The organism is Pseudomonas bharatica (assembly GCF_048586865.1).
GTDB lineage: Bacteria > Pseudomonadota > Gammaproteobacteria > Pseudomonadales > Pseudomonadaceae > Aquipseudomonas > Aquipseudomonas bharatica.
Genome location: NZ_JBMAWR010000002.1, coordinates 367,080 through 391,762 on the forward strand (window position 1 = coordinate 367,080; position 24,683 = coordinate 391,762).

Genomic DNA, 24,683 nt, shown 5'->3' on the forward strand with positions numbered 1-24,683 from the left:
GCGAATCGCTCGATGATACAGATAGAAGCCTTGCCCGCTTTCAATGACAACTACATCTGGTTGTTGCAGGACGCCGAAAGCCGCCGCTGCGCAGTAGTCGATCCGGGCGATCCGGCACCGGTGCTGGAGTGGCTCGGGCAGCATCCCGGATGGCGCCTGGAGGATATCCTCGTAACGCATCATCACCATGACCATACCGGCGGTGTCGAAACCCTGAAGGCGGCCACCGGTGCGCGGGTCTGCGGGCCGGCCAGCGAAGCCATTCCCGGACGCGACCTGGCCCTTGAAGACAACGCGGTGGTACGGGTCCTGGATACCGACTTCCGGGTCTTCGCGGTTCCCGGCCACACCCTCGGGCACATCGCCTACTTCAGCGACCAGCCCACCACGCCCTTGCTGTTCAGCGGCGACACCCTGTTCGCAGCCGGCTGCGGCAGGTTGTTCGAAGGCACGCCGCAGCAGATGCATGACTCACTGCAACGTCTGGCTGCCTTGCCGGGAACGACGCTGGTGTACTGCGCACATGAATACACCCTGAGCAACCTGCGTTTTGCCTGTGCCGTCGAGCCGGCCAACCAGCAGGTTCTGGCACGGTTCGAAGAAGTTTCCCGCTTGCGTTCGGAAAATCGCATCACCTTGCCCTCGAGCATCGCCCTGGAACGTCTGACCAACCCTTTTTTGCGGGTGGAAGAAACATCCGTTAAAGAAAAAGCAGACGAACGGACAGGCGCCTTAAACCCTACGCCAAGTGCTGTTTTTGCTGGGCTGAGGGCATGGAAGGATAAGTTCTGATGATTGCCGCTTGATGACCGGCCGGTTCTGAAAGGTTGACCCGCCTGGGGGCGCTTTCTAGAATCGCCCGACATTTTCGCCCGGAACTCTGTCCCAGCCAATGTCGTCCAATCGCCGCAGAACCTTCACCACCGTCGCCATGACGCGCCTTGCACAGGCCGTCGCGCTCGGCCTGACAGCCACCCTCGTGGGCTGCCAGAGCACCAGTCAAATGGGCGACAACGAAGCCGTTCGCATGCACGTCCAGCCCCGCGTGAAGCACAAGCCTGTGTTCGTCCAGGCCAAGCCCGCCGAGCAGGCGCCGCAGGACGTCTGGGAGCGCATCCGCCAGGGCTTCCAGTTGCAGGACGATATCGGCGTCAACCCGCGTATCGAGCAGCAGCGCCTGTGGTTTGCCAGCAACCCGAGTTTCCTCGAGACCGCTGGCGACCGCAGCAGCCTCTATATCCACTACATCGTCGAGCGCCTCGAAGAACGCGAAATGCCGCTGGAGCTGGCCCTGTTGCCGGCAATCGAGAGCGCCTACAACCCGCTGGCCTATTCCCGTGCCCACGCGGTCGGACTGTGGCAGTTCATTCCCTCCACAGGGCGTCACTACAACCTGCGCCAGACCCGTTTCTACGATGGCCGCCGCGACATCACCGCGTCGACCAACGCCGCGCTGGACTACCTGACCCGCCTGCACGACATGTTCAACGGCGACTGGCTGCTGGCCCTGGCCGCCTACAACGCCGGCGAAGGCACGGTCAGCCGGGCCATCGAGCGCAACGAACGGCTTGGCCTGCCGACCGACTACTGGAACCTGCCGCTCCCCCAGGAAACCCGCGACTACGTGCCGAAGCTGCTGGCCCTGTCCCAGGTGGTGCTGACGCCAGAGGCCTACGGGGTCAATCTCAATCCGATCGCCAACGAACCCTATTTCGAGGCCGTTGCCATCAAGGACCGCCTCGACCTGTCGCGGGTCGCCGCCCTGGCCGAGATCGACGAGGACGAGCTGTTCCAGCTCAATCCTGCCTTCAAGAAACGCATGACCGTGGATGGCCCCCAGCAGTTGCTGGTGCCCACTGCCAAGGCACAACTGCTGACCAGCAGCCTGTCGAGCATGAAGCCCGAGGAACTGCTCGCCCTGCAACCCCAGGCCGCAGTGTTCAAGGCCGCCCTCGCCGAAGCTGAAACCCCGCCTGCACGTAGCATGCGCTACAAGGTCAAGCGTGGCGACAGCCTGGGCAGCATCGCCAAGGCCAACCGGGTCAGCGTCAAGGACCTGCAACGCTGGAACAAGCTCAAGGGCAACCGCCTGAGCGCAGGCCAGACCCTGGTCATGAACAGCAGCCAGCCGGCCATCAAGCTGGCCTCGACCACGAAGTCGGCACCTGCTGCCGGCAACAAGCAGCGCGCCACCCAGTACAAGGTGCGCAAGGGTGATTCGCTGTACCTGGTCGCCAAACGCTTCAATGTCGAGATGCAACATCTCAAGCGCTGGAATCCGCGCAGCGGCCAGGCTTTGAAGCCAGGCCAGACACTCACCGTCTACCTGCCTCATTGATAAAGGAAGGCGCCGCCCGACTGCGGCGCCAGACGCCACGGATGCGCTCTTTTTCCTGCCGATACAAGCTGTTACTGTAGGGAAACAAAGCCCAAGCCGCCTGGATCGGATCGCCGACTTGATACGTCCCCTCCTGCTGTCATTCAGCCTGGCCTTGAGCTTTCCCGCGGGCGCAACGATCACCGAAAGTCACGGTTACGCCCAGTTCGGCACGCTCAAGTACCCAGCCAAATTTACCCACTTCGATTGGGTCAACCCGCAAGCGCCAAAAGGCGGCATCTTGCGTGCCATGGCATTCGGCACCTTTGACACCCTCAATCCCTATACCTTCAAGGGCAGCAGTCCGGTTACCACGCCGAACTTCCTGCAATACGGGGTCAACGAGCTCAATGAAACGCTGATGGTCGGCACCGGCCAGTACGACCCGTCCGGAGACGAGGCGACGTCGAGCTACGGGCTGATCGCCCGTTCGGTCGAGTATGCGGAAGACCGCAGCTGGGTGGTCTTCAACCTGCGTCCGGAGGCACGTTTCCATGATGGCCGGCCGATCACCGCGGCGGATGTCGCATTTTCCTACCGCACCCTGCTCAAGGAAGGCCACCCGATCTACCGCACCAACCTCCAGGAGGTCGAACGGGTCGATGTGCTCAACCCCCAGCGCATCCGCTTCGTCTTCAAGCGTGCCGGCAATCCCCTGCTGATCCTGCGTCTCGGTGAAATGCCCGTGCTGCCACAGCATTACTGGCAAGGCCGCGACTTCAAGGCCACCACCTTCGAGCCACCACTGGGTAGTGGCCCGTATCGCATCAGCGAGGTACAGCCGGGCCGGCGCCTGGTGTTCGAGCGAGTCAAGGACTGGTGGGGCAAGGACCTGCCGGTCAATCGGGGCAAGTACAACTTCGATCGCGTCGAGTACGAGTTCTATCGCGACAGCGACGTGGCATTCGAAGCCTTCAAGGCCGGCGAGTTCGACATCTACATCGAGCACCAGGCGAAAAACTGGGCCAATGGCTACAACTTTCCGGCGGTGCGTCGTGGCCAGGTGATAAAGGCGCAGATCAAGCACCAGATCCCGACCCAGACCCAAGGGCTGTTCATGAACAGCCGGCGCGCAGCCTTTGCCGATCGCCGCGTACGCCAGGCGCTGGGCCTGATGTTCGACTTCGAGTGGACCAATCGGGCACTGTTCAGCAGCGCCTACCGGCGTGCCACCAGCTTCTATCCCAATAGTGAATTCAGCGCCGAAGGCTTGCCGGTGGGCAAGGAGTGGCTGCTGCTGGCCCCGTACCGTGACCAACTGCCCGCCGCGATGTTCACCAAACCCTTCGCCGTCAGCCAGACCGACGGCCGCGGAATCGGCCGCGACCAGTTGCGCCAGGCCCTGGAACTGCTCGGCAAGGCCGGCTGGAAGCTCGACGGGCAGCGTTTGCTGAACAGCAACGGCCAGCCGCTCAGGCTGGAGATCCTGCTGGTCAATCCGAACCTGGAACGCATTCTCCAGCCCTACGTGGAGAACCTCGCCAGCATCGGCATCGACGCACGCCTGCGAACCGTCGACCGGGCCCAGTACAAGCAGCGCCTGGACCAGTTCGATTTCGACATGATCCTGATGACCCTGACCCAGACCCTCAGCCCCGGGCTGGAACAATGGCAGTATTTCCATTCCAGCCAGGCCAGCACCAAGGGCAGCAAGAACTACGCCGGAGTCGACAGCCCGGTGGTCGACCACCTGCTCGACGCCCTTCTCGCCTCACAGACCCGCGATGACCAGGTGGCCGCCGCCCGCGCCCTGGATCGGGTGCTGTCGTGGCAGTACTACATGATTCCCAACTGGTATCTCGACTATCACCGCCTGGCCTACCGCAACCGGTTCGCCTTCGTCACCACCCCGCCCTATACCCTGGGGCTGAATACCTGGTGGCTCAAGCCTTCGGAGAACGCCCAATGATGCCGATGCCCCGTCTGCGCCTGATGCTCGGCGGCCTGCTTCTGGCCGGCCTGAGCCTGCCGGGTCTGGCTGCGCCGCAACATGCCGTGACCCTTTACAACGAAGCGCCGAAGTACCCGGCGGACTTCAAGCATTTCGACTATGTGAATCCCGACGCGCCAAAGGGCGGCACCTTCCGCGAGAACGGTTTCGGCAGCTTCGACAGCCTCAACCCGTTCATCAGCAAGGGTGTGCCAGCAGACAACATCGACCTGGTCTACGACACGCTGGCCCGCGCCAGCCTGGACGAGCCCTTCACCGAGTACGGCCTGCTGGCCAGGCAGATCGAGAAAGCCCCGGACAACAGTTGGGTGCGTTTCTACCTGCGTCCGGATGCGCGCTTTCACGACGGCACACCGGTGCGCGCGGAAGACGTGGTGTTCACCTTCAATACCTTGATGAAAAGCGGCGCCCCGATGTTCCGCGGCTATTACGCGGACGTCGCCGAGGTGGTCGCCGAAGACCCGCTCAAGGTCCTGTTCAAGTTCAAGCACAGCAACAACCGTGAGCTGCCGCTGATCCTTGGCCAGCTCGCCGTGCTGCCGAAACACTTCTGGGAAAGCCGCGATTTCACCAAGGGCAGCCTGGAAATCCCGGTGGGCAGCGGGCCATACAAGGTCGCCGAGGTCAAGCCAGGACGCTCGATCCGCCTGGTGCGCGACAAGAACTACTGGGGCAAGGACCTGCCCATCAACCGCGGCTTCTACAACTTCGACACCATCACCGTCGACTATTACCGCGACAACACCGTAGCCCTCGAAGCGCTCAAGGCCGGGCAGTTCGACTACTGGTTCGAGACCAGCGCGAAGAACTGGGCCACCGCCTACAACATCCCCGCCGTGCGGGAAAAACGCCTGATCCGCGAGGAGATCCCCAATGGCACGCCCACCGGCATGCAGGGCTTCGTCTTCAACCTGCGTCGCCCGGTGTTCCAGGACGTGCGGGTGCGCCATGCGCTAAGCCTGCTGCTGGACTTCGAATGGACCAACAAACAGTTGTTCAACGGGGCCTACACCCGCACCGGCAGCTATTTCGAAAACTCGGAGATGGCCGCCCGGGGCCTGCCTGGCCCCGATGAGCTGAAGCTCCTGGAACCGCTGCGCGGCAAGATTCCCGAGCAGGTCTTCACCGAGGAGTTCAAGAACCCGGTCACCGACGCCAGCGGCATGATCCGCGAGCAGCAGCGCCAGGCCTACAAACTGCTCCAGGATGCCGGCTGGCGCATTGAAAACGACCGGATGGTGGATGCCCAGGGCAAGCCACTGACCATCGAGTTCCTGCTCGCACAGACCGAGTTCGAACGCATCCTCCTGCCTTACAAACGCAACCTTGCCGATCTCGGCATCACCCTGAACATCCGCCGCGTCGATGTCGCCGAATACATCAACCGCCTGCGCTCCCGGGACTTCGACATGATCGTGGGCGGTTTCCCGCAATCGAATTCCCCGGGTAACGAACAGCGCGAGTTCTGGCAAAGCAGCAGCGCCGAAAACCCGGGCAGCCGCAACTACATGGGCCTCAAGGACCCAGCAATCGATAGCCTGGTGGAATCGCTGATCAACGCCGACTCGCGGCAGAACCTGATTGCCCATACCCGCGCCCTTGACCGCGTATTGCTCTGGGGCTACTACGTGGTGCCGAACTGGCATATCAAGACCTGGCGCGTGGCCTACTGGAACCATATCGGCCACCCGGACACTCCGCCCAAGTACGATATCGGCATCAATACCTGGTGGATCAAGCCCGAGGTCAAGCCGGCCACCCCGGTGACACCGCAGGACACCGCAGCCGACGGGGAGCAGTAAGATGCTGGCCTACATACTGCGGCGCCTGCTGCTGATCATCCCGACCCTGTTCGGCATCCTGATCATCAACTTCGTTATCATCCAGGCCGCTCCCGGCGGCCCGGTGGAACAGATGATCGCCAAGCTCGAAGGCTTCGAGGGCGCCACCAGCCGGATTGCCGGCGGAGGCGCCGAAGTCTCGGTGGCCGGCTCCAATTATCGCGGTGCGCAAGGCCTGGATCCGGCGTTGGTCAAGGAAATCGAGCGCATGTACGGCTTCGACAAGTCGGCGCCGGAACGCCTGTGGATCATGGTCAAGAACTATGCCCGGCTGGACTTCGGCGACAGCTTCTTCCGCGATGCCAAGGTCGTCGACCTGATCGCGGAAAAACTGCCGGTGTCCATCTCGCTGGGGCTGTGGAGCACCCTGATCATGTACCTGGTATCGATTCCCCTGGGGATCGCCAAGGCCACCCGGCACGGCAGCCACTTCGATGTCTGGACCAGCTCGGCGATCATCGTCGGTTATGCGATTCCCGCCTTCCTCTTCGCCATCCTGCTCATCGTGGTCTTCGCCGGCGGCAGCTACCTGGACTGGTTCCCGTTGCGCGGACTGACGTCGAGCAACTTCGATGAACTGAGCACCTGGGGCAAGATCACCGACTATTTCTGGCACCTGGCCCTGCCGATCACCGCCCTGGTCATCGGCAACTTCGCCACCATGACCCTATTGACCAAGAACAGCTTCCTCGACGAGATCAACAAGCAATACGTGGTCACGGCCAAGGCCAAGGGCCTGACGCCGAACCGCGTGCTCTACGGCCATGTGTTCCGCAATGCCATGCTGCTGGTGATCGCCGGCTTCCCTTCGGCCTTCATCGGCATATTCTTCACCGGCTCGCTGCTGGTCGAGGTGATCTTCTCCCTCGACGGCCTCGGCCTGATGAGCTTCGAGGCAGCGATCAACCGCGATTACCCGGTGGTCTTCGGCACGCTGTTCATCTTCACCCTGCTGGGGCTGGTGGTGAAACTGATCGGCGACCTGACCTACACCCTGGTCGATCCACGCATCGACTTCGAAAGCCGGGAGCACTGAGATGAAACTGTCCCCTCTCAATCGCCGCCGCTTCGAGCGCTTCAAGGCCAACCGCCGCGGCTGGTGGTCGCTTTGGCTGTTCGTGATCCTGTTCGGCCTGAGCCTCGGCGCGGAATTGATCGCCAACGACAAACCACTGGTGGTGCGCTACGACGGCGAGTTCTACTTCCCGGCGTTCAAGCGCTACCCCGAGACCACCTTCGGCGGCGAATTCCCGCTCGAGGCCAACTACAAGAGCCCGTACATCCGCGACCTGCTGGAGAAGAAGCAGAGCTGGGTGGTCTGGGCGCCGATTCCATTCAGCTACCAGAGCATCAACTACGACCTCAAGGTCCCTGCCCCTGCGCCGCCTTCCGCGCAGAACTGGCTGGGCACCGATGACCAAGGGCGGGATGTGCTGGCAAGGGTGATCTACGGCTTCCGTATCTCGGTGCTGTTCGCCCTGACGCTGACCGTGCTCAGCTCCATCATCGGCGTGATAGCCGGTGCGCTGCAGGGCTTTTATGGCGGCTGGGTCGATCTGGCCGGACAGCGCTTCCTGGAGATCTGGTCGGGCCTGCCGGTGCTGTATCTGCTGATCATCCTGGCCAGCTTCGTCCAGCCCAACTTCTGGTGGCTGCTGGGGATCATGCTGCTGTTCTCCTGGATGAGCCTGGTGGATGTGGTGCGCGCGGAGTTCCTGCGCGGGCGCAACCTGGAATACGTGCGGGCCGCGCGCGCCCTCGGCATGCAGAACGCGGCAATCATGTACCGGCACATCCTGCCCAACGCCATGGTCTCGACCATGACCTTCCTGCCGTTCATTCTCACCGGCGCCATCGGTACCCTGACCGCCCTGGACTTCCTCGGCTTCGGTCTGCCGCCGGGCGCTCCGTCCCTGGGCGAACTGGTGGCCCAGGGCAAATCCAATCTGCAGGCGCCATGGCTGGGCATCAGTGCCTTCGCCGTGCTGGCCCTGATGCTGAGCCTGCTGGTATTCATCGGCGAATCCGCCCGCGATGCCTTCGACCCGAGGAAATGAGATGAACAAGGACACCTTGATCGAAGTGCGCGACCTTGCCGTCGAATTCGTCAGCGGTGCGCAACAGCAGCGTGTGGTCGAAAACGTCAGCTTCGATATACGCCGCGGCGAGACCCTGGCCCTGGTCGGCGAAAGTGGCTCCGGCAAATCGGTCACCGCCCACTCCATCCTGCGCCTGCTCCCCTACCCGCTGGCACAGCACCCGGCCGGGAGCATCCGCTACGAAAACCAGGACCTCCTGCACCTGGACGAGAAGAAGATGCGCCATATCCGTGGCAACCGCATCGCCATGATCTTCCAGGAGCCGATGACGTCGCTGAACCCGCTGCACAGCATCGAGAAGCAGATCAACGAAGTGCTGATGCTGCATAAGGGCCTGCGCGGCAAGGAAGCCACCGCACGGACCCTGGAGCTGCTGGAACTGGTGGGCATTCCCGACCCGGTCAAGCGCCTCAAGGCCCTGCCCCATGAACTCTCGGGCGGCCAGCGGCAGCGAGTGATGATCGCCATGGCGCTGGCCAACGAGCCGGAGCTGCTGATCGCCGACGAACCGACCACCGCGCTGGACGTTACCGTCCAGTTGAAGATCCTTGAGTTGCTCAAGAACCTGCAGGCCAGGCTGGGCATGGCGCTGTTACTGATCAGTCACGATCTGAACCTGGTGAAAAGAATTGCACACCGCGTATGTGTCATGCAGCGCGGTTGCATCGTCGAACAGGCGTCGTGTGAAGAATTGTTCCGCGCTCCGCAGCATCCGTACACGAAAATGCTGCTCGGCGCCGAGCCCAGCGGCGGGCCGGCCGGCAACCCGGAAGGCGCGCCGTTGCTGGAAGTCGAAGACCTGCGGGTGTGGTTCCCGATCAAGAAAGGCCTGCTGCGCCGCACCGTGGACCATGTCAAGGCGGTGGACGGCATCAACTTCAGCCTGCCCCAGGGCCAGACCCTGGGCATCGTCGGTGAAAGTGGCTCGGGCAAGTCAACGCTGGGCCTGGCCATCCTGCGGCTGATTGGCAGCCAGGGCGTCATCCGCTTCGAGAACCAGCGGCTGGACGGCATGAGCCAGCAGCAGGTGCGACCGCTGCGACGCGAGATGCAGGTGGTGTTCCAGGACCCCTTCGGCAGCCTCAGCCCGCGCATGTGCGTGAGCGACATCGTCGGAGAGGGCCTGCGCATTCATCGGATAGGCACGGAGGCGGAACAGGAACAAGCCATCATGGAGGCGCTCAGGGAAGTAGGTCTGGACCCGGAAACCCGGCACCGCTACCCTCACGAGTTTTCCGGAGGCCAACGACAACGGATTGCCATTGCCCGGGCACTGGTATTGAAACCGGCGCTGATCCTGCTGGACGAGCCCACTTCGGCGCTCGACCGCACCGTTCAGCGCCAGGTGGTGGAACTGCTGCGCGCGCTGCAGACCAAGTACAACCTGACCTACCTGTTCATCAGCCATGACCTGGCGGTGGTCAAGGCGCTGAGTCACCAGTTGATGGTGGTCAAGCAAGGCCAGGTGGTTGAGCAAGGTCCGGCCGCGCAGATTTTCGCCGCACCACAACATTCGTATACACAGCAGCTGCTGGAGGCCGCTTTCCTGGCTCCCACGGCTGTCGATATAACCTGAAGAGGAACAACACATGGGTTTTCTCGCCGGTAAGCGCGTACTGATCGTCGGTGTCGCCAGCAAACTGTCCATCGCATCCGGCATCGCTGCCGCCATGCATCGCGAGGGTGCAGAACTTGCCTTCACCTACCAGAACGAAAAGCTCAAGGGCCGCGTCGAAGAATTCGCCGCTGGCTGGGGCTCCAACCCTGAGCTGTGCTTCCCTTGCGACGTTGCCAACGATGACGACATCGCCAAGGTCTTCGAGGCGCTGGGCAAGAAGTGGGACGGCCTGGACTGCATCGTGCACTCCGTAGGCTTCGCCCCGGGCGACCAGCTCGATGGCGACTTCACCGAAGTGACCACCCGAGAAGGTTTCCGCATCGCCCACGACATCAGCGCCTACAGCTTCGTGGCCCTGGCCAAGGCCGGTCGTGAAATGATGAAAGGCCGCAACGGCAGCCTGCTGACCCTGTCCTACCTGGGCGCCGAGCGCACCATGCCGAACTACAACGTCATGGGCATGGCCAAGGCCAGCCTGGAAGCCGGCGTTCGCTACCTGGCCGGCAGCCTCGGCCCGGAAGGCACCCGCGTCAACGCCATCTCCGCCGGTCCGATCCGCACCCTGGCTGCTTCCGGCATCAAGAGCTTCCGCAAGATGCTCGCCGCCAACGAAGCCCAGACCCCGCTGCGCCGCAACGTCACCATCGAAGAAGTCGGCAACGCCGGCGCCTTCCTCTGCTCCGACCTGGCGTCGGGTGTCAGCGGTGAAATCATGTACGTGGACGGTGGCTTCAATACCACCGCCATGGGTGATATCTCGGAGTAAGTCTTCGGGAAGCGAGGAAAAGGCCGCTGATGCGGCCTTTTCTTTTGCCTGGTGTTTTTGAGGGCCTCATCGCTGGCAAGCCAGCTCCCACAGGTTTCGCGAACCTGTGGGAGCTGGCTTGCCAGCGATGAGGCCAGTACAGACAAAGCTGATTCAAGGAGCAATGAAAAAGGCCGCTTGCGCGGCCTTTTTCATTGCAGGGGGACAACTCAGTAGCGAGTGATCTCCGCCTTGGCTTCCAGTTGCTTGCGGTAGGCGGCGAAATCCTGCTGACCGGCACGCGAGGCCAGATAGCGGCGATACTCGCCCTTCTCCTGCTCACTGGCCGCGCTGCCCTCGTTCACACCATTCAGGCGCAGGACGACGACGCTGCCATCAGCCAGGGTCACCGTGGAGTACACCGGCTTGTCCTTGGCTTCAGGCTTGCTCATGCGGAACAGCGCCTGCAGCTCGGTCGGATCTATGCCTTCCTGCATGCGGGTCACGGCTTCCTGGACCTTCCAGGCCTGGCCGTCCTGCACGGGCGCATAGGCGACCTTGCCATCACGCAGCCCGGCTACCAGTGCATCGGTCTTGCTCTTCACGGCAGCGGTGGCCTGTTCCTGGGCCAGGTGGTCGCGGATAGGACCGGCAACGGCTTCCAGAGGCAGTTGCGCCGGCTTGCGATGCTCCTTGGCGCGTACGACCACGACGGTCTCCGGATCCAGCTCGATGGCCGAGCTGTTGGCCCCCTCGTCCAGCACTTCAGGGCTGAACGCCGCCTGGATCACCTGCCGGTTGGCGGTGATGCCGTCACCGCCCTCACGACCGAACGGCGCGGAGGTCTGCACCTTCAGGCCGAGGTCCTGGGCGGGCTGGGCCAGGTCCGACGCTTCGAACGCCGAATCTTCCAGTTGCTTGGTCGCTTCCACGAAGCGCTGCTCGACCTGCTGGGTCTTCAGCTCACGGGTAAGCTTGTCCTTCAGGCTGGCGAACGTGGGGACCTCAGGCGCCTGCACGCCCAGCAGCTTGATCAGGTGGAAGCCGAACTCGGTGCGCACCGGAGCGGACACCTGGTCCTTGTTCAGCGCATACAGCGCATCTTCGAAGGCCTGGTCATAAACACCCTTGCCGGCGAAACCAAGGTCACCGCCATTGCTGGCCGAGCCTGGATCCTGGGAGAACTCCTTGGCCAGCGCGGCGAAGTCTTCACCCTTGGCCAGACGCTGCTGGATTTCCTCGATGCGGGCCTTGGCCTGGGCTTCATCCTGCTTGTCATTGACCTCGACCAGGATATGCGCAGCATGGCGCTGCTCGGCGAGGTTGGCGATTTCCTTCTGGTACAGCGCCTGCAATGCGTCCTCGTCGACCTTGACCTGATCGAAGAACGCGGCCTTCTTGAGCTCGATGTAGTCGATCACGACCTGATCGGGGCTCATGAATTCCTTGGCATGCTGCTCGTAATGAGCCTTGACCTGTTCATCGGTAACATTGACGGACGCAGGGTCCGCCTTGAAGGTCAGCGAAGCGAAGTCACGGGTCTGCTTTTCCAGGCGAGCGAAGGCGTCAACCTGCGCATCGGTGACGAAACCGCTGCCAGCCAGACCGGCGCGCAGCTGGCCGATGAGCATTTCCTGGGCCAGCATTTCACGGAACTGCATACGGCCATAGCCCAACTGGCGAATGACCTGGTCGAAACGTTCGGCGCTGAACTTGCCGTCCACCTGGAACTCGGGCGTCTGCAGGATCACCTGGTCCAGAGCGGCCTCGGAGAAGGAGAATTTGGCATCACGTGCGCCCTGCAGCAGCAGCTGACGCTCGATCAGGCCTTTCAAGGCCGCTTCGCGCAGCATCTTGTCGTCCAGCAGGGAGGGGTCGAAGTCCTTGCCCAGCCGTTGCATCAGTTGCCGACGTTGCGTGTCGACGGCCTGACTCAACTCGTTCTGGCTGATGGTATCGCCATTGACCTTGGCAGCATCCTGGTTGTGGCTGACTGCCTGGAAGATGGCATCGAAGCCGGTCAGCGCCATCAGTACCACGATGACACCAATGATTGTCTTGGCAATCCAACCTTGTGAATTGTCCCTGATATTTTGCAGCATGCGTCCCCCAGAAACGGCTGTGGCGGCTGCACAACCGCGGAGCGTGGGTAGAATCCTGATAGAAGAAAGGCGCATCCGGGGATGCGCCTTCTCGTAACGGGCGGAGCAGACGAATTCGTGATTCTTTCCGCCCCACCGGCGGGCGCGGTTGCGGGAACCGGCCCGACCAGGCTGAAGCCTGAAAAGGGCGACTTAGTTGACCGCGTCCTTCAGCGCCTTGCCAGCCTTGAAGCCAGGCTTCTTGGCGGCAGGGATTTCCAGCGTCTTGCCAGTTTGCGGGTTGCGGCCTGTACGAGCAGGACGGTCGGTGACCGAGAAGGTACCGAAACCTACCAGAACCACGGAATCACCGGCCTTCAGGGCACCAGTGATGGATTCGATGACTGCGTCCAGCGCACGGCCGGCAGCAGCTTTTGGAATATCAGCATTTGCAGCGATAGCGTCAATCAGTTCCGACTTGTTCACTCTAAGTCCCCTTATTTCTATTTGAGTTTATTTCTAACTATGTAAATTGAATCAACGCCGAGTGCCCCGTGACACTTGAGTGCCTTTTAATGGCAAGGACCTGGAAAACAGTCGGACGGGGCGCCCAGCTAAATACTTTCAATGCGTACTGATTCGTTCCTTGGAATCAACGTCGCGTTTTTCATCCTTGGCAACGATCTCGGGAGCCACATCCGGCAAGGGCTCCGGGGCGTATTGCAGCGCAATTTGGAGGACTTCGTCAATCCATTTAACCGGCTTAATCTGAAGATCCTGCTTAATATTGTCAGGAATCTCTTTCAGATCACGCACGTTTTCTTCCGGAATGATCACTGTCTTGATTCCACCACGGTGCGCGGCCAGCAATTTTTCCTTCAGGCCACCGATTGCCAGCACCTGCCCACGCAGGGTGATCTCGCCGGTCATCGCCACATCGGCACGCACCGGGATTTGCGTCAACGCAGAAACCAGGGCGGTGCACATGCCGATACCGGCACTCGGACCATCCTTGGGCGTAGCCCCTTCCGGCATGTGGATGTGGGTATCGCGCTTCTCATGGAAATCAGCCGGGATACCAAGGCTTTGCGCACGACTGCGCACCACGGTCTGCGCCGCTGTAATGGACTCGACCATGACATCGCCGAGGGAACCGGTCTTGATCAACTGCCCCTTGCCCGGAATGACCGCCGCCTCGATGGTCAGCAATTCGCCGCCCACCTGGGTCCAGGCCAGGCCGGTGACCTGACCCACCTGGTCCTGCTGCTCGGCCAGGCCGTAGCGGAACTTGCGCACACCGAGGAAATGCTCCAGCTGGTCGCTACCCACCTTGACCTGCGCCTGCTTCTGGCCCGTGTACTCCTTGACCACCTTGCGGCAGACCTTGGCGATCTGCCGCTCCAGGCCACGCACACCGGCTTCACGGGTGTAGTAGCGGATGATGTCGCGAATGGTTGCGACCTCAACGTCCAGCTCACCCTTCTTCAGGCCATTGGCCTTGATCTGCTTCGGCAGCAGGTACTTGACCGCGATATTGATCTTCTCGTCCTCGGTGTAGCCCGGCAGACGAATGACTTCCATCCGGTCCAGCAGCGCTGGCGGGATGTTCATCGAGTTGGAGGTGCAGAGGAACATCACATCCGACAGGTCGTAATCGACCTCCAGGTAGTGATCGTTGAAGTTGTGGTTCTGCTCCGGATCCAGTACCTCGAGCAGCGCCGAGGCCGGGTCACCGCGCATGTCGCTGCCCATCTTGTCGATCTCGTCGAGCAGGAACAGCGGATTGCGCACGCCCACCTTGGTCATTTTCTGGATCAGGCGACCGGGCATGGAACCGATATAGGTACGTCGGTGGCCACGGATCTCGGCCTCGTCACGCACACCGCCGAGCGCCATGCGCACGAACTTGCGGTTGGTCGCGCTGGCGATGGATTCGGCCAGCGACGTCTTGCCCACACCAGGCGGGCCGACCAGGCACAGTACCGGGCCACGGATCTTCTTGACGCGCTTCTGCACCGCGAGGTACTCGAGGATGCGCTCCTTGACCTCTTCCAGGCCATAGTGGTCGGCATCGAGGATTTCCTCGGCCTTGGCCAGGTCGAGGCGTACCTTGCTCTGCGCCTTCCACGGTACCTGCACCAGCCAATCGAGGTACGAGCGCACCACGGTGGCCTCGGCCGACATCGGCGACATCTGCTTGAGCTTGTTCAGCTCGGCCTGGGCCTTGGCATAGGCATCCTTCGGCAGGCCGGCAGCCTCGAGGCGCTTCTTCAGTTCCTCGACTTCGTTATGCCCCTCGTCGCCATCGCCGAGCTCCTTCTGAATGGCCTTCATCTGCTCGTTCAGGTAGTACTCGCGCTGGCTGCGCTCCATCTGCTTCTTGACCCGTCCGCGAATGCGCTTCTCGACCTGCAGCAGGTCGATTTCCGCATCCAGCAGGGCCAGTACATGCTCAACGCGCGCGGCCAGATCGATGATCTCGAGGATTTCCTGCTTCTGCTCGATCTTCAGGGCCATGTGCGCAGCCATGGTATCCACCAGGCGCCCAGGCTCATCGATGCTGTTGAGGGACGACAGGACCTCGGCGGGCACCTTCTTGCCCAACTGAACGTATTGCTCGAACTGGGACAGCAGGCTGCGCACGAACACTTCGGACTCGCGATCAGCCGCTTCGGTCTCCTCGATCAGGGCGACTTCGGCACGAATGTGGCCCTCGACCTCGACGAAGCGCTCGACCGCACCGCGCTGCTCACCTTCGACCAGCACCTTGACGGTGCCATCGGGCAATTTCAGCAACTGGAGGACGGTAGCGATGGTGCCGACCCGATACAGGGCGTCTTCGCCTGGATCGTCGTCAGCGGGATTCTTCTGAGCCAGCAAAAGGATTTGCTTCTCACCGGTCATCGCAGCCTCGAGGGCTTCGATGGACTTTTCACGCCCCACGAACAGCGGGATGACCATGTGCGGGTAAACAACGACATCGCGCAATGGCAAAAGAGGCAAGTCGAGGGTTGTCTTCATGATTTCGCCTCTACAGCGGCCCTGTGGCCGTAATCCGATGGAAATTTGAGCTTGGACTTAATGTGGGGGCAGCCCCGGAAAAAAACAAGCTCTGCGACAGGAAAAGCAAAGGGGCCCGTAGGCCCCTTGCTGGTTTCGCTGCCTAAGACTCAGGCGTCTGGTGCCGCCTTGGCTGGCGGCTCGCTGTTCTCGTAGATGAGCAGCGGCTGGGAAGTGCCATCGATGACGCTCTCGTCGATCACCACCTTGCTGACATCCTTCTGCGAAGGAATTTCATACATGGTGTCGAGCAGGATGCCTTCGAGGATGGAACGCAGGCCACGGGCGCCAGTCTTGCGCTCGAGGGCCTTGCGGGCCACCGACTTCAGCGCATCACTGCGGAACTCAAGGTCCACGCCTTCCATTTCGAACAGCTTGCCATATTGTTTGGTCAAGGCATTCTTCGGCTCGGTGAGGATCTGCATCAATGCAGCTTCATCCAGTTCATCGAGGGTCGCCAGAACCGGCAGGCGCCCGACGAACTCGGGAATCAGGCCAAACTTGACCAGATCGTCCGGCTCGACTTCACGCAGCGATTCGCCAACCTTCTTGCCCTCCTCCTTGCTCCGGACTTCGGCGCCAAAGCCGATGCCGCCGCGGGTGGAACGCTGCTGGATGACTTTCTCCAGGCCGGAGAACGCACCGCCACAGATGAACAGGATGTTGCGTGTATCGACCTGCAGGAACTCCTGCTGGGGATGCTTGCGGCCACCTTGCGGCGGCACCGAGGCAACGGTGCCCTCGATCAGCTTCAACAGCGCCTGCTGCACGCCTTCGCCCGAAACATCGCGAGTGATCGACGGGTTGTCCGATTTGCGCGAAATCTTGTCGATTTCGTCGATGTAGACAATGCCCATCTGGGCCTTCTCGACATCGTAGTCGCACTTCTGCAGCAGCTTCTGGATGATGTTCTCGACGTCTTCGCCCACGTAGCCGGCTTCGGTCAACGTCGTGGCGTCGGCAATGGTGAACGGTACGTTGAGCAGGCGAGCGAGGGTTTCGGCGAGCAGCGTCTTGCCCGAGCCGGTAGGCCCGATCAGCAGGATGTTGCTCTTGCCAAGTTCGACTTCGTCGCCTTTCTTGTCGCGTTGATTCAGGCGCTTGTAGTGGTTGTACACCGCTACGGCCAGAACCTTTTTCGCGCGCTCCTGGCCAATGACATATTGGTCAAGGATGGCGCTGATTTCTTTCGGCGAAGGCAATTTATGCGCGCTGCTCTCGGCCTGGGCTTCCTGCACCTCCTCGCGGATGATGTCATTGCACAGGTCGACGCACTCGTCGCAGATAAATACCGAGGGGCCGGCAATCAACTTGCGCACTTCATGCTGGCTTTTGCCGCAGAAGGAGCAATAGAGCAATTTGCCGTTGTCCTCGCCGTTACGGGTGTCAGTCATTCGATCGATCCAATCCGGTAGGCTTGCAACACAAGATGAAGGCAATTGCGGGCTTTTTCAAGTCCGCAGGCAGGCGCTTTCCGCGTCTGCCCGCTCTGGCACCCAGGATCAGGACGCCAGTTGCCGCTTGTCGTATACCGAGTCGATCAGGCCGTACTCGGCCGCGCGCTGGGCGCTCATGAAGTTGTCACGTTCGGTATCGCGCTTGATGGTTTCGAGATCCTGGCCAGTATGGTGTGCCAGCAGCTCGTTCAGACGCGACTTGATGTTGAGGATTTCCTGGGCATGGATCTCGATATCGGTTGCCTGGCCCTGGAAGCCGCCCAACGGCTGGTGAATCATCACCCGCGAATTAGGCAGGCAGTGACGCTTGCCAGCGGCACCGGCAGCGAGCAGGAACGCACCCATGCTGCAGGCCTGGCCGATGCAGATGGTGGAAACGTCCGGCTTGATGAACTGCATGGTGTCGTAGATCGACATGCCGGCAGTTACCGAACCGCCCGGGGAGTTGATGTACAGATGGATATCCTTGTCCGGGTTTTCCGCTTCAAGGAACAGCAGTTGCGCCACTACCAGGTTGGCCATGTAGTCTTCTACCGGCCCGACCAGGAAGATCACGCGCTCCTTCAACAGGCGCGAGTAGATGTCGTAGGCGCGTTCGCCACGGGCGGACTGCTCGATAACCATCGGGACCAGGCCACCGGCGGCCTGGATGTCAGAGCTCTGCTGAATATAAGAATTGCGGGACATGTCCTGCACTCACTCCCAAATAGTCATGGCTTGAATACGCACAAGCCAGCGCGAAGGCTGGCTTGTGGGGTTTTCCTACGAAGAGAGGAAATCACTCAGCGGCGGCAGGTGCCTGTGCTGGCTTGACGGCTTCTTCGTACGAGACCGATTTGTCGGTCACAGTCGCTTTCTGCAGGACAGTATCTACAACTTGCTCTTCCAGCACAACCGAGCGAACTTCGTTCAGTTGCTGGTCGTTCTTGTAGTACCAGGCCACGACCTGCTCTGGTTCCTGGTAGGCCGAAGCCATTTCCTGGATCAGTTCGCGAACGCGGGCTTCGTCAGGCTTCAGCTCGTTCTGCTTGACCACCTCGGCGACGATCAGGCCCAGCACGACGCGGCGCTTGGCTTGCTCTTCGAACAGCTCGGCGGGCAGTTGCTCAGGCTTGATGTTGCCGCCGAATTGCTGAACGGCCTGGACGCGCAGACGGTTCACTTCGTTTTCCAGCAGGGCCTTCGGCACTTCGATCGGGTTGGCAGCCAGCAGGCCGTCCATTACCTGGTTCTTTACCTTGGTCTTGATCGCCTGGCGCAGCTCGCGCTCCATGTTCTTGCGAACTTCGGTGCGGAAGCCGTCGATGCCGGTTTCCTTGATGCCGAACTGGGCGAAGAACTCTTCGTTCAGCTCAGGCAGTTTCGGCTCGGAAACGCTGTTGACGGTAACGGTGAACTCGGCGGCCTTGCCGGCCAGGTCCAGGTTCTGGTAGTCCTCGGGGAAGGTCAGGGTCAGAACACGCTCTTCACCCGCCTTGGCGCCGACCAGGCCTTCTTCGAAGCCAGGGATCATGCGGCCGGAGCCCAGAACCAGCTGGGTGCCCTTGGCAGAACCGCCAGCGAAGGCTTCGCCGTCGATCTTGCCAACGAAATCGATGTTCAGCTGGTCTTCGTTCTGGGCAGCGCGATCAGTGGCTTCGAAACGGGTGTTCTGCTTGCGCAGCACTTCCAGCATGTTGTCCAGGTCGGCGTCACTGACGTCAGCGCTCAGGCGCTCGACGGCAATCGATTCGAAACCGGAAACGGTGAACTCGGGGAACACTTCGAAGATTGCAACGTATTCCAGGTCCTTGCCTTTTTCGAACGACTTTGGCTCGACGGCAGGAGCACCGGCCGGGTTCAGCCTCTGCTCGACGACGGCTTCGTAGAAGGAAGCCTGGACCAGATCACCGAACGCTTCCTGACGGGCAGCGTCTTCGTAACGCTGACGGATCACGCTCATAGGCACCTTGCCAGGACGGAAGCCTGGAACCTTGGCGCGACGGGCAGTCTGTTGCAGACGCTTGTTGACTTCGGTCTCGACGCGCTCTGCCGGAACGGCGATGGTCATACGACGCTCGAGAGCGGAAGTATTTTCAACAGAAACTTGCATGAATATTCCTCGTTGCACAGACGTTAGCCGGCGATACCCGACTCCAGAATCAAGGGCAAGCATTCTAGTAGCTCAGACACCAGAAGTCACCCTGTTCGACCCGGAGACGGACAGCATCGGCTCTCAATATTTTTCAGAAAAGCCCGGGCGGCGCCAGCGCAGCACTGCAACCTGCGAGACAGAGCCATTGCACCACCCGAAAAGCAATCGACAAGCCACCCGCGATCAGCCGGAGAGACCGTCGATCTCGTTGAAGTCGCAGTACTCTTCCCAACTCATGCCCAGCGCCTCGGCCACCTCGCGATGAACCTCCAGACGCATGACCTGCAGCTCCTCAGGCGACTCCGCGACAAGCCGCAGCGTCAACTCCCAGGGCTCGATACCCTGCGCCTGCGCCTCATCCTCGAACGCCCACTGGATCTGCTGCCGCTGCTCGACGTCGCTCAACACAGCGATTTCCGCCAGCAACTGCGGGTTGGCCTGGGCGAAGCGCTCCAGCGCAACTGCCTGACGGGACTCTTTAGCAATCATCTTCACTACCTGCTTGCCAGGGCACTGGCACTTGATCAACCCGCTGAAATCTATCAGCTTTTATTCGAGCGTTACCAGCCATCCCACACCAACGGAAGGACACCCGCCAGCGAGTTCGGACCGCACCGATCATCACCAGTGGCCATGTGCCGTAGCCCCGAAACGTTTGGATTGAGTACCGATTTGACCCTCACTGGGGAACCAAAGGCAAAATACCCAGCACGGATCAAGCCGCATCCTGAAGGTTCAACCAGCTTGCGCCACACACCTTTGGGGCACATGCTCTTTTTCAAGAGCAGCGCGTGCCGTACGACCCGCCTCCCGGAAGGATGAATCGATGACCACAGCCGACATGAGCACCGAAGCCGAAAAGATTCACGCCGAGATCGCCAAGCTCATGGCCGAAACAGTCAAGCTGAGCGCTGAGACCGGCAAGCTCGCCGCCGAAAGCGCGAAACTTGCGGCAGAGTCGCGCAAGCTTACACGCGAGACTTTCTGGTACCCGCTGGCCATCGCTTCAGCCCTGGTGGGATCGGTGGCAGCAAACACCGCGCTTACAGTCAAATATCTGTTTACCTGACCCCGGGGCCACCATGGAGCATTACACACCGCCGTCATCGGCAGAATTAGCTCGCCTCAAAGAAAACCTCGGCTTGACCAGCGATGAAATGGCCAGGCTGACCGAATGATCTCGAACCCGCCCCACACGCCTCCGCCCCAAAAAAAATAAAAAGGCGCCTGGTTATTCACCAGGCGCCTTTCAAAATATGGGGTGGACGAAGGGAATCGAACCCTCGACCACAGGAATCACAATCCTGCGCTCTACCAACTGAGCTACGCCCACCATAGCTGTATGCGCTTCTCAGCGCGGTGTTGCCGGCCTTCCCACTTCACGTGCGACGGGAAAAGCTTGAATGGTGCGGACGAAGAGACTCGAACTCTTACAGCTTGCGCCGCTGGAACCTAAATCCAGTGTGTCTACCAATTTCACCACGTCCGCGTGAAGCATTTAAAGCAAAGGCGCCAGACTTTCATCAGGCGCCTTCTGGAATATGGGGTGGACGAAGGGAATCGAACCCTCGACCACAGGAATCACAATCCTGCGCTCTACCAACTGAGCTACGCCCACCATATTGCATGCTGCTTTTACTTGTGCCAAAGCTGCCTTTGATTGGCGCACCCGGCAGGACTCGAACCTGCGACCATCCGCTTAGAAGGCGGATGCTCTATCCAGCTGAGCTACGGGCGCACATTTAATCTGCTTTCGCTTGCGATTACAAATTAACTTTCGGCCGTACCGAACAAGCCAAAATTCGCTTATTCTGCCCGACCTTGCTAACCAGTGCTAGGCCCTGCCCGACAAGTGAGGCGCATCTTATAGACGCACTGAAATAGCGTCAACAGATTTCTCAAAAAAATTCATTTTATTGAAGGGCTTAGGCTATTTGCCGGACCAAGCGCCTTTGCCCTGCGCGCGGCTCATGAGAGAATGCGCGCTCTTTTTTTCTCTCGATGGTTAATCACCCGTCATGACTGCACAACTTATCGACGGCAAGGCGATCGCCGCCAGCCTGCGCCAGCAGATCGCCCAACGTGTCGTTGAACGTCGCCAGCAAGGGCTGCGCACCCCCGGCCTGGCGGTGATCCTGGTTGGCACCGACCCGGCTTCCCAAGTCTACGTTTCGCACAAGCGCAAGGACTGCGAGGAAGTCGGCTTCATCTCGCAAGCCTTCGACCTGCCCAGCAGCACCAGCCAGCAGGAACTGACCGACCTGATCGATCGCCTCAACGACGACGCGAACATCGACGGCATCCTCCTGCAACTGCCGTTGCCGGCCCACCTCGACGCCTCCCTGCTGCTGGAGCGCATCCGCCCGGACAAGGACGTCGACGGTTTCCACCCCTACAACATCGGCCGCCTGGCCCAGCGCATTCCGCTGCTGCGCCCGTGCACCCCGAAAGGCATCATGACCCTGCTGCAAAGCACCGGGCAGGACCTCTACGGCATGAACGCCGTGGTTGTCGGCGCTTCCAACATCGTCGGTCGCCCGATGGCCATGGAACTGCTGCTGGCCGGCTGCACCGTCACCGTTACCCATCGCTTCACCAAGGACCTCGCCGGCCACGTCGGCCGTGCCGACCTGGTGGTGGTGGCTGCCGGCAAGCCGGGCCTGGTCAAGGGTGAATGGATCAAGGAAGGCGCCATCGTCATCGACGTCGGCATCAATCGCCAGGAAGATGGCAAGCTGGTCGGCGACGTGGTCTACGAGACCGCCCTGCCCCGCGCCGGCTGGATCACTCCGGTGCCGGGCGGCGTGGGCCCGATGACCCGCGCCTGCCTGCTGGAAAACACCCTGTACGCCGCGGAAGAACTGCACAAGTAACCTGCCCGCGCGAATGAAAACGGCACCCCGCGCGGTGCCGTTTTTTATGCCCGGGCGAAAAGCGCAGGTTGACGAACGGTCATCCCGATGGTCAGATGCCGCCCGTTTCAGGTGTCTGCCGCCGCCGCGCGGCAGGTGAAACGGGAAGCCGGTGCGTCCTTGAGGACAAGTCCGGCGCTGCCCCCGCAACGGTAAGCGAGTGAAGCATTCAACAGGCCACTGTGCAGACGCATGGGAAGGCGAAGCGCTTCGATACCCGCAAGCCCGGAGACCGGCCTGGAGCATCACGACTGAAGAACGGATGCGTCAGTCATTTGGCAAACCTGCGGTGGGCGGGCACGAGCCGGTAGACTGGCGCGCGCTCGCCAGCTCCCTCCTGTGCGCTTCCCGAAAAGTCCTTTTCGAGAAGTCAATGAATACACGGTACATCCCCCTGATCGGCTGCCTCCTCGGCGGCAACGGCGGCGCCCTTGCGACGACGCTGGAACTCGATCGGCAAATCGTCTCGGCACCTGCGGTGGAATCCGACACCATCGCGCAGATGGCCCGCTATGGCAGCAAGATCGAAGTGGTGGAGCGCGAGCAGATCGAACGCGCCGGCCCCAGCGCCGATATCACCCGCGTCCTGCAGATGTTCGTCCCCGGCCTGTATGTTGCGCCCAAGCAGGGGCCTTTCGACTACGGCACCTATTCGCTGCTGGGCGGGCGCAACGACGACACCCTGATCATGCTCGACGGTGTACGCCTGAACAATCGCCTCTACGGCGGTATCTACATCGATACCCTGCCCGCCGCGGCCATCGAACGCATCGAGGTGCTCAAGGGCAGCCAGAGCCTGTTGTTCGGCACCCAGGCGGTGTCCGGAGTGATCAATATCGTTACGCGCAATGCGCGGTCCCGGGAGGCCTCGGGCCAGGTCAACCTGGGCGTGGGCAGCTTCGCCGGACGCAATGGCGATGCCCGTATCGAGCGAATCCTCAGCAACGGCTTCGGCGACCTTGGCCTGCTGGCCTATGTCAGCCACAACATTTCCGAGGGCTACCAGCCCTACCGCAGCAGCGCCATCAGCGCAACGGTCAGCGACCGCAAGCGCAGCTACGAGGTCAACACCTTCGGGGCCAAGGCCACCCAGGGTTTCGGCGACGACAGCCGCCTGGAACTGTTCTATCAGTACAGCGCGGCCAGCCTCGACTTCCTGCGCCCCGATGCCAACCGCAACACCACCAACGACCGTGTCCAGCAGATCGCCACGGCCACCTTCCAGCAGCATCTGAACGAGCACTTCAGCTACTTCGTCAAAGGCCACATGAACGACTGGGACACCCGCTACAACCGGGTCTACAACACCAGCGTCGGCGGCATCGAAGTGAAGAACCACAACGACTACTGGGGCTTCAGCGACTGGGGCGTGCAGGCCGAGGGAGAAGCCGTGCTGCCCGGCGGCCACACCCTGGTGTTCGGCAGCGACAACCAGTGGTTCAAGGGCAAGGACGATGTCTTGAAGATCGACCAGAACCAGGCCGAGGCCCACGCCCTCTATCTGCAACTGCGCCCCGAGATTGCCGCCCTGCCCGACTGGCATCCCAGCATCGGTGTGCGCCGCGAGCACCTGAGCGGTGGCGACAGCGCCACCGTGGGCATGTTCACCTCGCTGTACGACCTGACCGACAACCTCAAGCTGCGCGGCCAGTTCGGCTCGGCCTACAAGTTGCCCAACGCCGAGCAGTTGTACGTCAACGAGCCCGGCGACGAGATGGGCAACCCCAACCTCAAGCCGGAGAAAAGCCGCAACGCCGAACTCGGCCTGGACTACAGCAACCTGCACAACGGCCAGCCATGGCGTGTCAGCGGTACGCTGTTCCACCGGCGCATCGAGGACCTGATCACCCTCGTCGATACCCAGTGGGTCAACGGCGACGGCGAAATCACCGTGCGCGGCTTCGAACTCGACGGCAAGGTGCAGCTCGACGATCGCTGGCAGTTGCAGGCGGACATGACGCGCAACCTGAGCGAATCGCGTAACGGCGCCACCATCAACAACATCCCCGGGTTCTTCGCCCGCAGCCGGGTCGGCTACGAGTCCGCCGACCGTATGTGGGGCGCCGGTGCGGCGATCCGCTATATCGGCAGCGTGGAAAGCCCGCGGGGGATCGACTACGGGCACTACAGCGTGGTGGATGCCGACGCTTATCGGTATCTCGATCTCCAGCGCCAGCATCGCCTGGCCCTGTTGCTGGAGAACCTGCTGGACCGGGACTACACCACCAGCATGGACAGCGGGTCGCGTCGGGTGGGGAACCTGGGAAGGCCGTTTACGGCTGAAGCGCGGTACACCTACAGCTTCTGATTTTGTGCTGTGACTGATGGCCTCATCGCTGCGGTGCGGCGGTCCGACAAGCCAGCTCCCACAGGTACTGCACAGGTCTCAAACTTTGTGCTGAACCTGT

General features: G+C 61.3%; 18 protein-coding genes, 4 tRNA genes and 1 riboswitch. Of the genes, 11 read left to right on the plus strand and 11 right to left on the minus strand.

All coding sequences use genetic code 11. The features are described 5' to 3' along the window. Nucleotides 1-12: 12 nt before the first annotated feature. The 8 genes from gloB to fabI all read left to right on the plus strand — a co-directional run bounded on the left by gloB (nucleotide 13) and on the right by fabI (nucleotide 10,652). Nucleotides 13-792 (plus strand): hydroxyacylglutathione hydrolase, encoded by a 780-nt coding sequence (gene gloB, locus ACKLLE_RS04255; protein ID WP_420057064.1) that lies wholly within the window; start codon nucleotides 13-15, stop codon nucleotides 790-792. A 100-nt stretch (nucleotides 793-892) separates the two neighbouring features. Next, a complete protein-coding gene (locus tag ACKLLE_RS04260; protein ID WP_420056981.1) occupies nucleotides 893-2,338 on the plus strand; it encodes a lytic transglycosylase domain-containing protein in 1,446 nt (481 codons plus the stop codon). Nucleotides 2,339-2,456: 118 nt separating this feature from the next. Further along, nucleotides 2,457-4,286, plus strand: coding sequence for an extracellular solute-binding protein (locus ACKLLE_RS04265; RefSeq protein WP_420056982.1), 1,830 nt, complete (start codon nucleotides 2,457-2,459; stop codon nucleotides 4,284-4,286). Beyond that, nucleotides 4,283-6,130: an extracellular solute-binding protein gene (locus tag ACKLLE_RS04270; protein ID WP_420056983.1), complete on the plus strand. Its 1,848-nt coding sequence runs from the start codon at nucleotides 4,283-4,285 to the stop codon at nucleotides 6,128-6,130. Before ACKLLE_RS04265 ends, ACKLLE_RS04270 begins: the two co-directional genes overlap by 4 nt. A gap of 1 nt (nucleotide 6,131) precedes the next feature. Further along, nucleotides 6,132-7,205, plus strand: coding sequence for a microcin C ABC transporter permease YejB (locus ACKLLE_RS04275; RefSeq protein ID WP_009400259.1), 1,074 nt, complete (start codon nucleotides 6,132-6,134; stop codon nucleotides 7,203-7,205). A 1-nt stretch (nucleotide 7,206) separates the two neighbouring features. Continuing rightward, nucleotides 7,207-8,226 carry an ABC transporter permease gene (locus ACKLLE_RS04280; RefSeq protein ID WP_064301776.1) on the plus strand — a complete coding sequence of 340 codons (1,020 nt, stop codon included), beginning with the start codon at nucleotides 7,207-7,209 and terminating at the stop codon, nucleotides 8,224-8,226. 1 nt (nucleotide 8,227) lies between these two features. Then, on the plus strand, nucleotides 8,228-9,844 hold the full coding sequence (locus ACKLLE_RS04285; RefSeq protein WP_009400261.1) for an ABC transporter ATP-binding protein: 1,617 nt from the start codon (nucleotides 8,228-8,230) through the stop codon (nucleotides 9,842-9,844). Between the two features lie 13 nt (nucleotides 9,845-9,857). Then, a complete protein-coding gene (gene fabI, locus ACKLLE_RS04290; RefSeq protein ID WP_009400262.1) occupies nucleotides 9,858-10,652 on the plus strand; it encodes an enoyl-ACP reductase FabI in 795 nt (264 codons plus the stop codon). A 209-nt stretch (nucleotides 10,653-10,861) separates the two neighbouring features. Here fabI and ACKLLE_RS04295 read toward each other — a convergent pair whose 3' ends face one another. From ACKLLE_RS04295 to ACKLLE_RS04325, 7 genes are all read right to left on the minus strand, one after another. Beyond that, entirely contained in the window at nucleotides 10,862-12,733 is a 1,872-nt protein-coding gene (locus ACKLLE_RS04295; RefSeq protein ID WP_064301777.1) for a SurA N-terminal domain-containing protein, read from the minus strand. Between the two features lie 192 nt (nucleotides 12,734-12,925). After that, nucleotides 12,926-13,198, minus strand: coding sequence for an HU family DNA-binding protein (locus ACKLLE_RS04300; protein ID WP_009400264.1), 273 nt, complete (start codon nucleotides 13,196-13,198; stop codon nucleotides 12,926-12,928). 138 nt (nucleotides 13,199-13,336) lie between these two features. Continuing rightward, the gene (lon, locus tag ACKLLE_RS04305; protein ID WP_009400265.1) at nucleotides 13,337-15,733 is read right to left on the minus strand and encodes an endopeptidase La; all 2,397 of its coding nucleotides are present in this window, start codon (nucleotides 15,731-15,733) and stop codon (nucleotides 13,337-13,339) included. A gap of 149 nt (nucleotides 15,734-15,882) precedes the next feature. Beyond that, nucleotides 15,883-17,166 (minus strand): ATP-dependent Clp protease ATP-binding subunit ClpX, encoded by a 1,284-nt coding sequence (gene clpX, locus ACKLLE_RS04310; RefSeq protein WP_009400267.1) that lies wholly within the window; start codon nucleotides 17,164-17,166, stop codon nucleotides 15,883-15,885. Nucleotides 17,167-17,274: 108 nt separating this feature from the next. Next, the gene (clpP, locus tag ACKLLE_RS04315) at nucleotides 17,275-17,916 is read right to left on the minus strand and encodes an ATP-dependent Clp endopeptidase proteolytic subunit ClpP (RefSeq protein WP_009400269.1); all 642 of its coding nucleotides are present in this window, start codon (nucleotides 17,914-17,916) and stop codon (nucleotides 17,275-17,277) included. Nucleotides 17,917-18,007: 91 nt separating this feature from the next. Next, nucleotides 18,008-19,321 (minus strand): trigger factor, encoded by a 1,314-nt coding sequence (tig, locus tag ACKLLE_RS04320; protein WP_420056984.1) that lies wholly within the window; start codon nucleotides 19,319-19,321, stop codon nucleotides 18,008-18,010. A gap of 225 nt (nucleotides 19,322-19,546) precedes the next feature. Then, a complete protein-coding gene (locus tag ACKLLE_RS04325) occupies nucleotides 19,547-19,852 on the minus strand; it encodes a DUF6388 family protein (protein WP_420056985.1) in 306 nt (101 codons plus the stop codon). 337 nt (nucleotides 19,853-20,189) lie between these two features. On the opposite strand from ACKLLE_RS04325, the gene ACKLLE_RS04330 reads away from it, so the two are divergent. Next, nucleotides 20,190-20,432 carry a hypothetical protein gene (locus tag ACKLLE_RS04330; RefSeq protein WP_420056986.1) on the plus strand — a complete coding sequence of 81 codons (243 nt, stop codon included), beginning with the start codon at nucleotides 20,190-20,192 and terminating at the stop codon, nucleotides 20,430-20,432. A 188-nt stretch (nucleotides 20,433-20,620) separates the two neighbouring features. Here the strand turns inward: ACKLLE_RS04330 and ACKLLE_RS04335 are convergent. The 4 genes from ACKLLE_RS04335 to ACKLLE_RS04350 form a co-directional block, all read right to left on the minus strand. Next, a tRNA-His gene (locus ACKLLE_RS04335) sits at nucleotides 20,621-20,696 on the minus strand. A gap of 71 nt (nucleotides 20,697-20,767) precedes the next feature. Further along, nucleotides 20,768-20,852, minus strand: a tRNA-Leu gene (locus tag ACKLLE_RS04340). Between the two features lie 53 nt (nucleotides 20,853-20,905). Beyond that, nucleotides 20,906-20,981, minus strand: a tRNA-His gene (locus ACKLLE_RS04345). Between the two features lie 43 nt (nucleotides 20,982-21,024). After that, a tRNA-Arg gene (locus tag ACKLLE_RS04350) sits at nucleotides 21,025-21,101 on the minus strand. Between the two features lie 280 nt (nucleotides 21,102-21,381). Between ACKLLE_RS04350 and folD the strand changes: the two genes are divergently transcribed. Together folD and ACKLLE_RS04360 are read left to right on the plus strand one after the other, a co-directional pair. Further along, a complete protein-coding gene (gene folD, locus ACKLLE_RS04355; protein ID WP_009403826.1) occupies nucleotides 21,382-22,236 on the plus strand; it encodes a bifunctional methylenetetrahydrofolate dehydrogenase/methenyltetrahydrofolate cyclohydrolase FolD in 855 nt (284 codons plus the stop codon). 92 nt (nucleotides 22,237-22,328) lie between these two features. Continuing rightward, nucleotides 22,329-22,530, plus strand: a riboswitch (cobalamin riboswitch). Between the two features lie 118 nt (nucleotides 22,531-22,648). Further along, the gene (locus tag ACKLLE_RS04360; RefSeq protein WP_420056987.1) at nucleotides 22,649-24,583 is read left to right on the plus strand and encodes a TonB-dependent receptor plug domain-containing protein; all 1,935 of its coding nucleotides are present in this window, start codon (nucleotides 22,649-22,651) and stop codon (nucleotides 24,581-24,583) included. The last annotated feature ends 100 nt before the right edge of the window (nucleotides 24,584-24,683 follow it).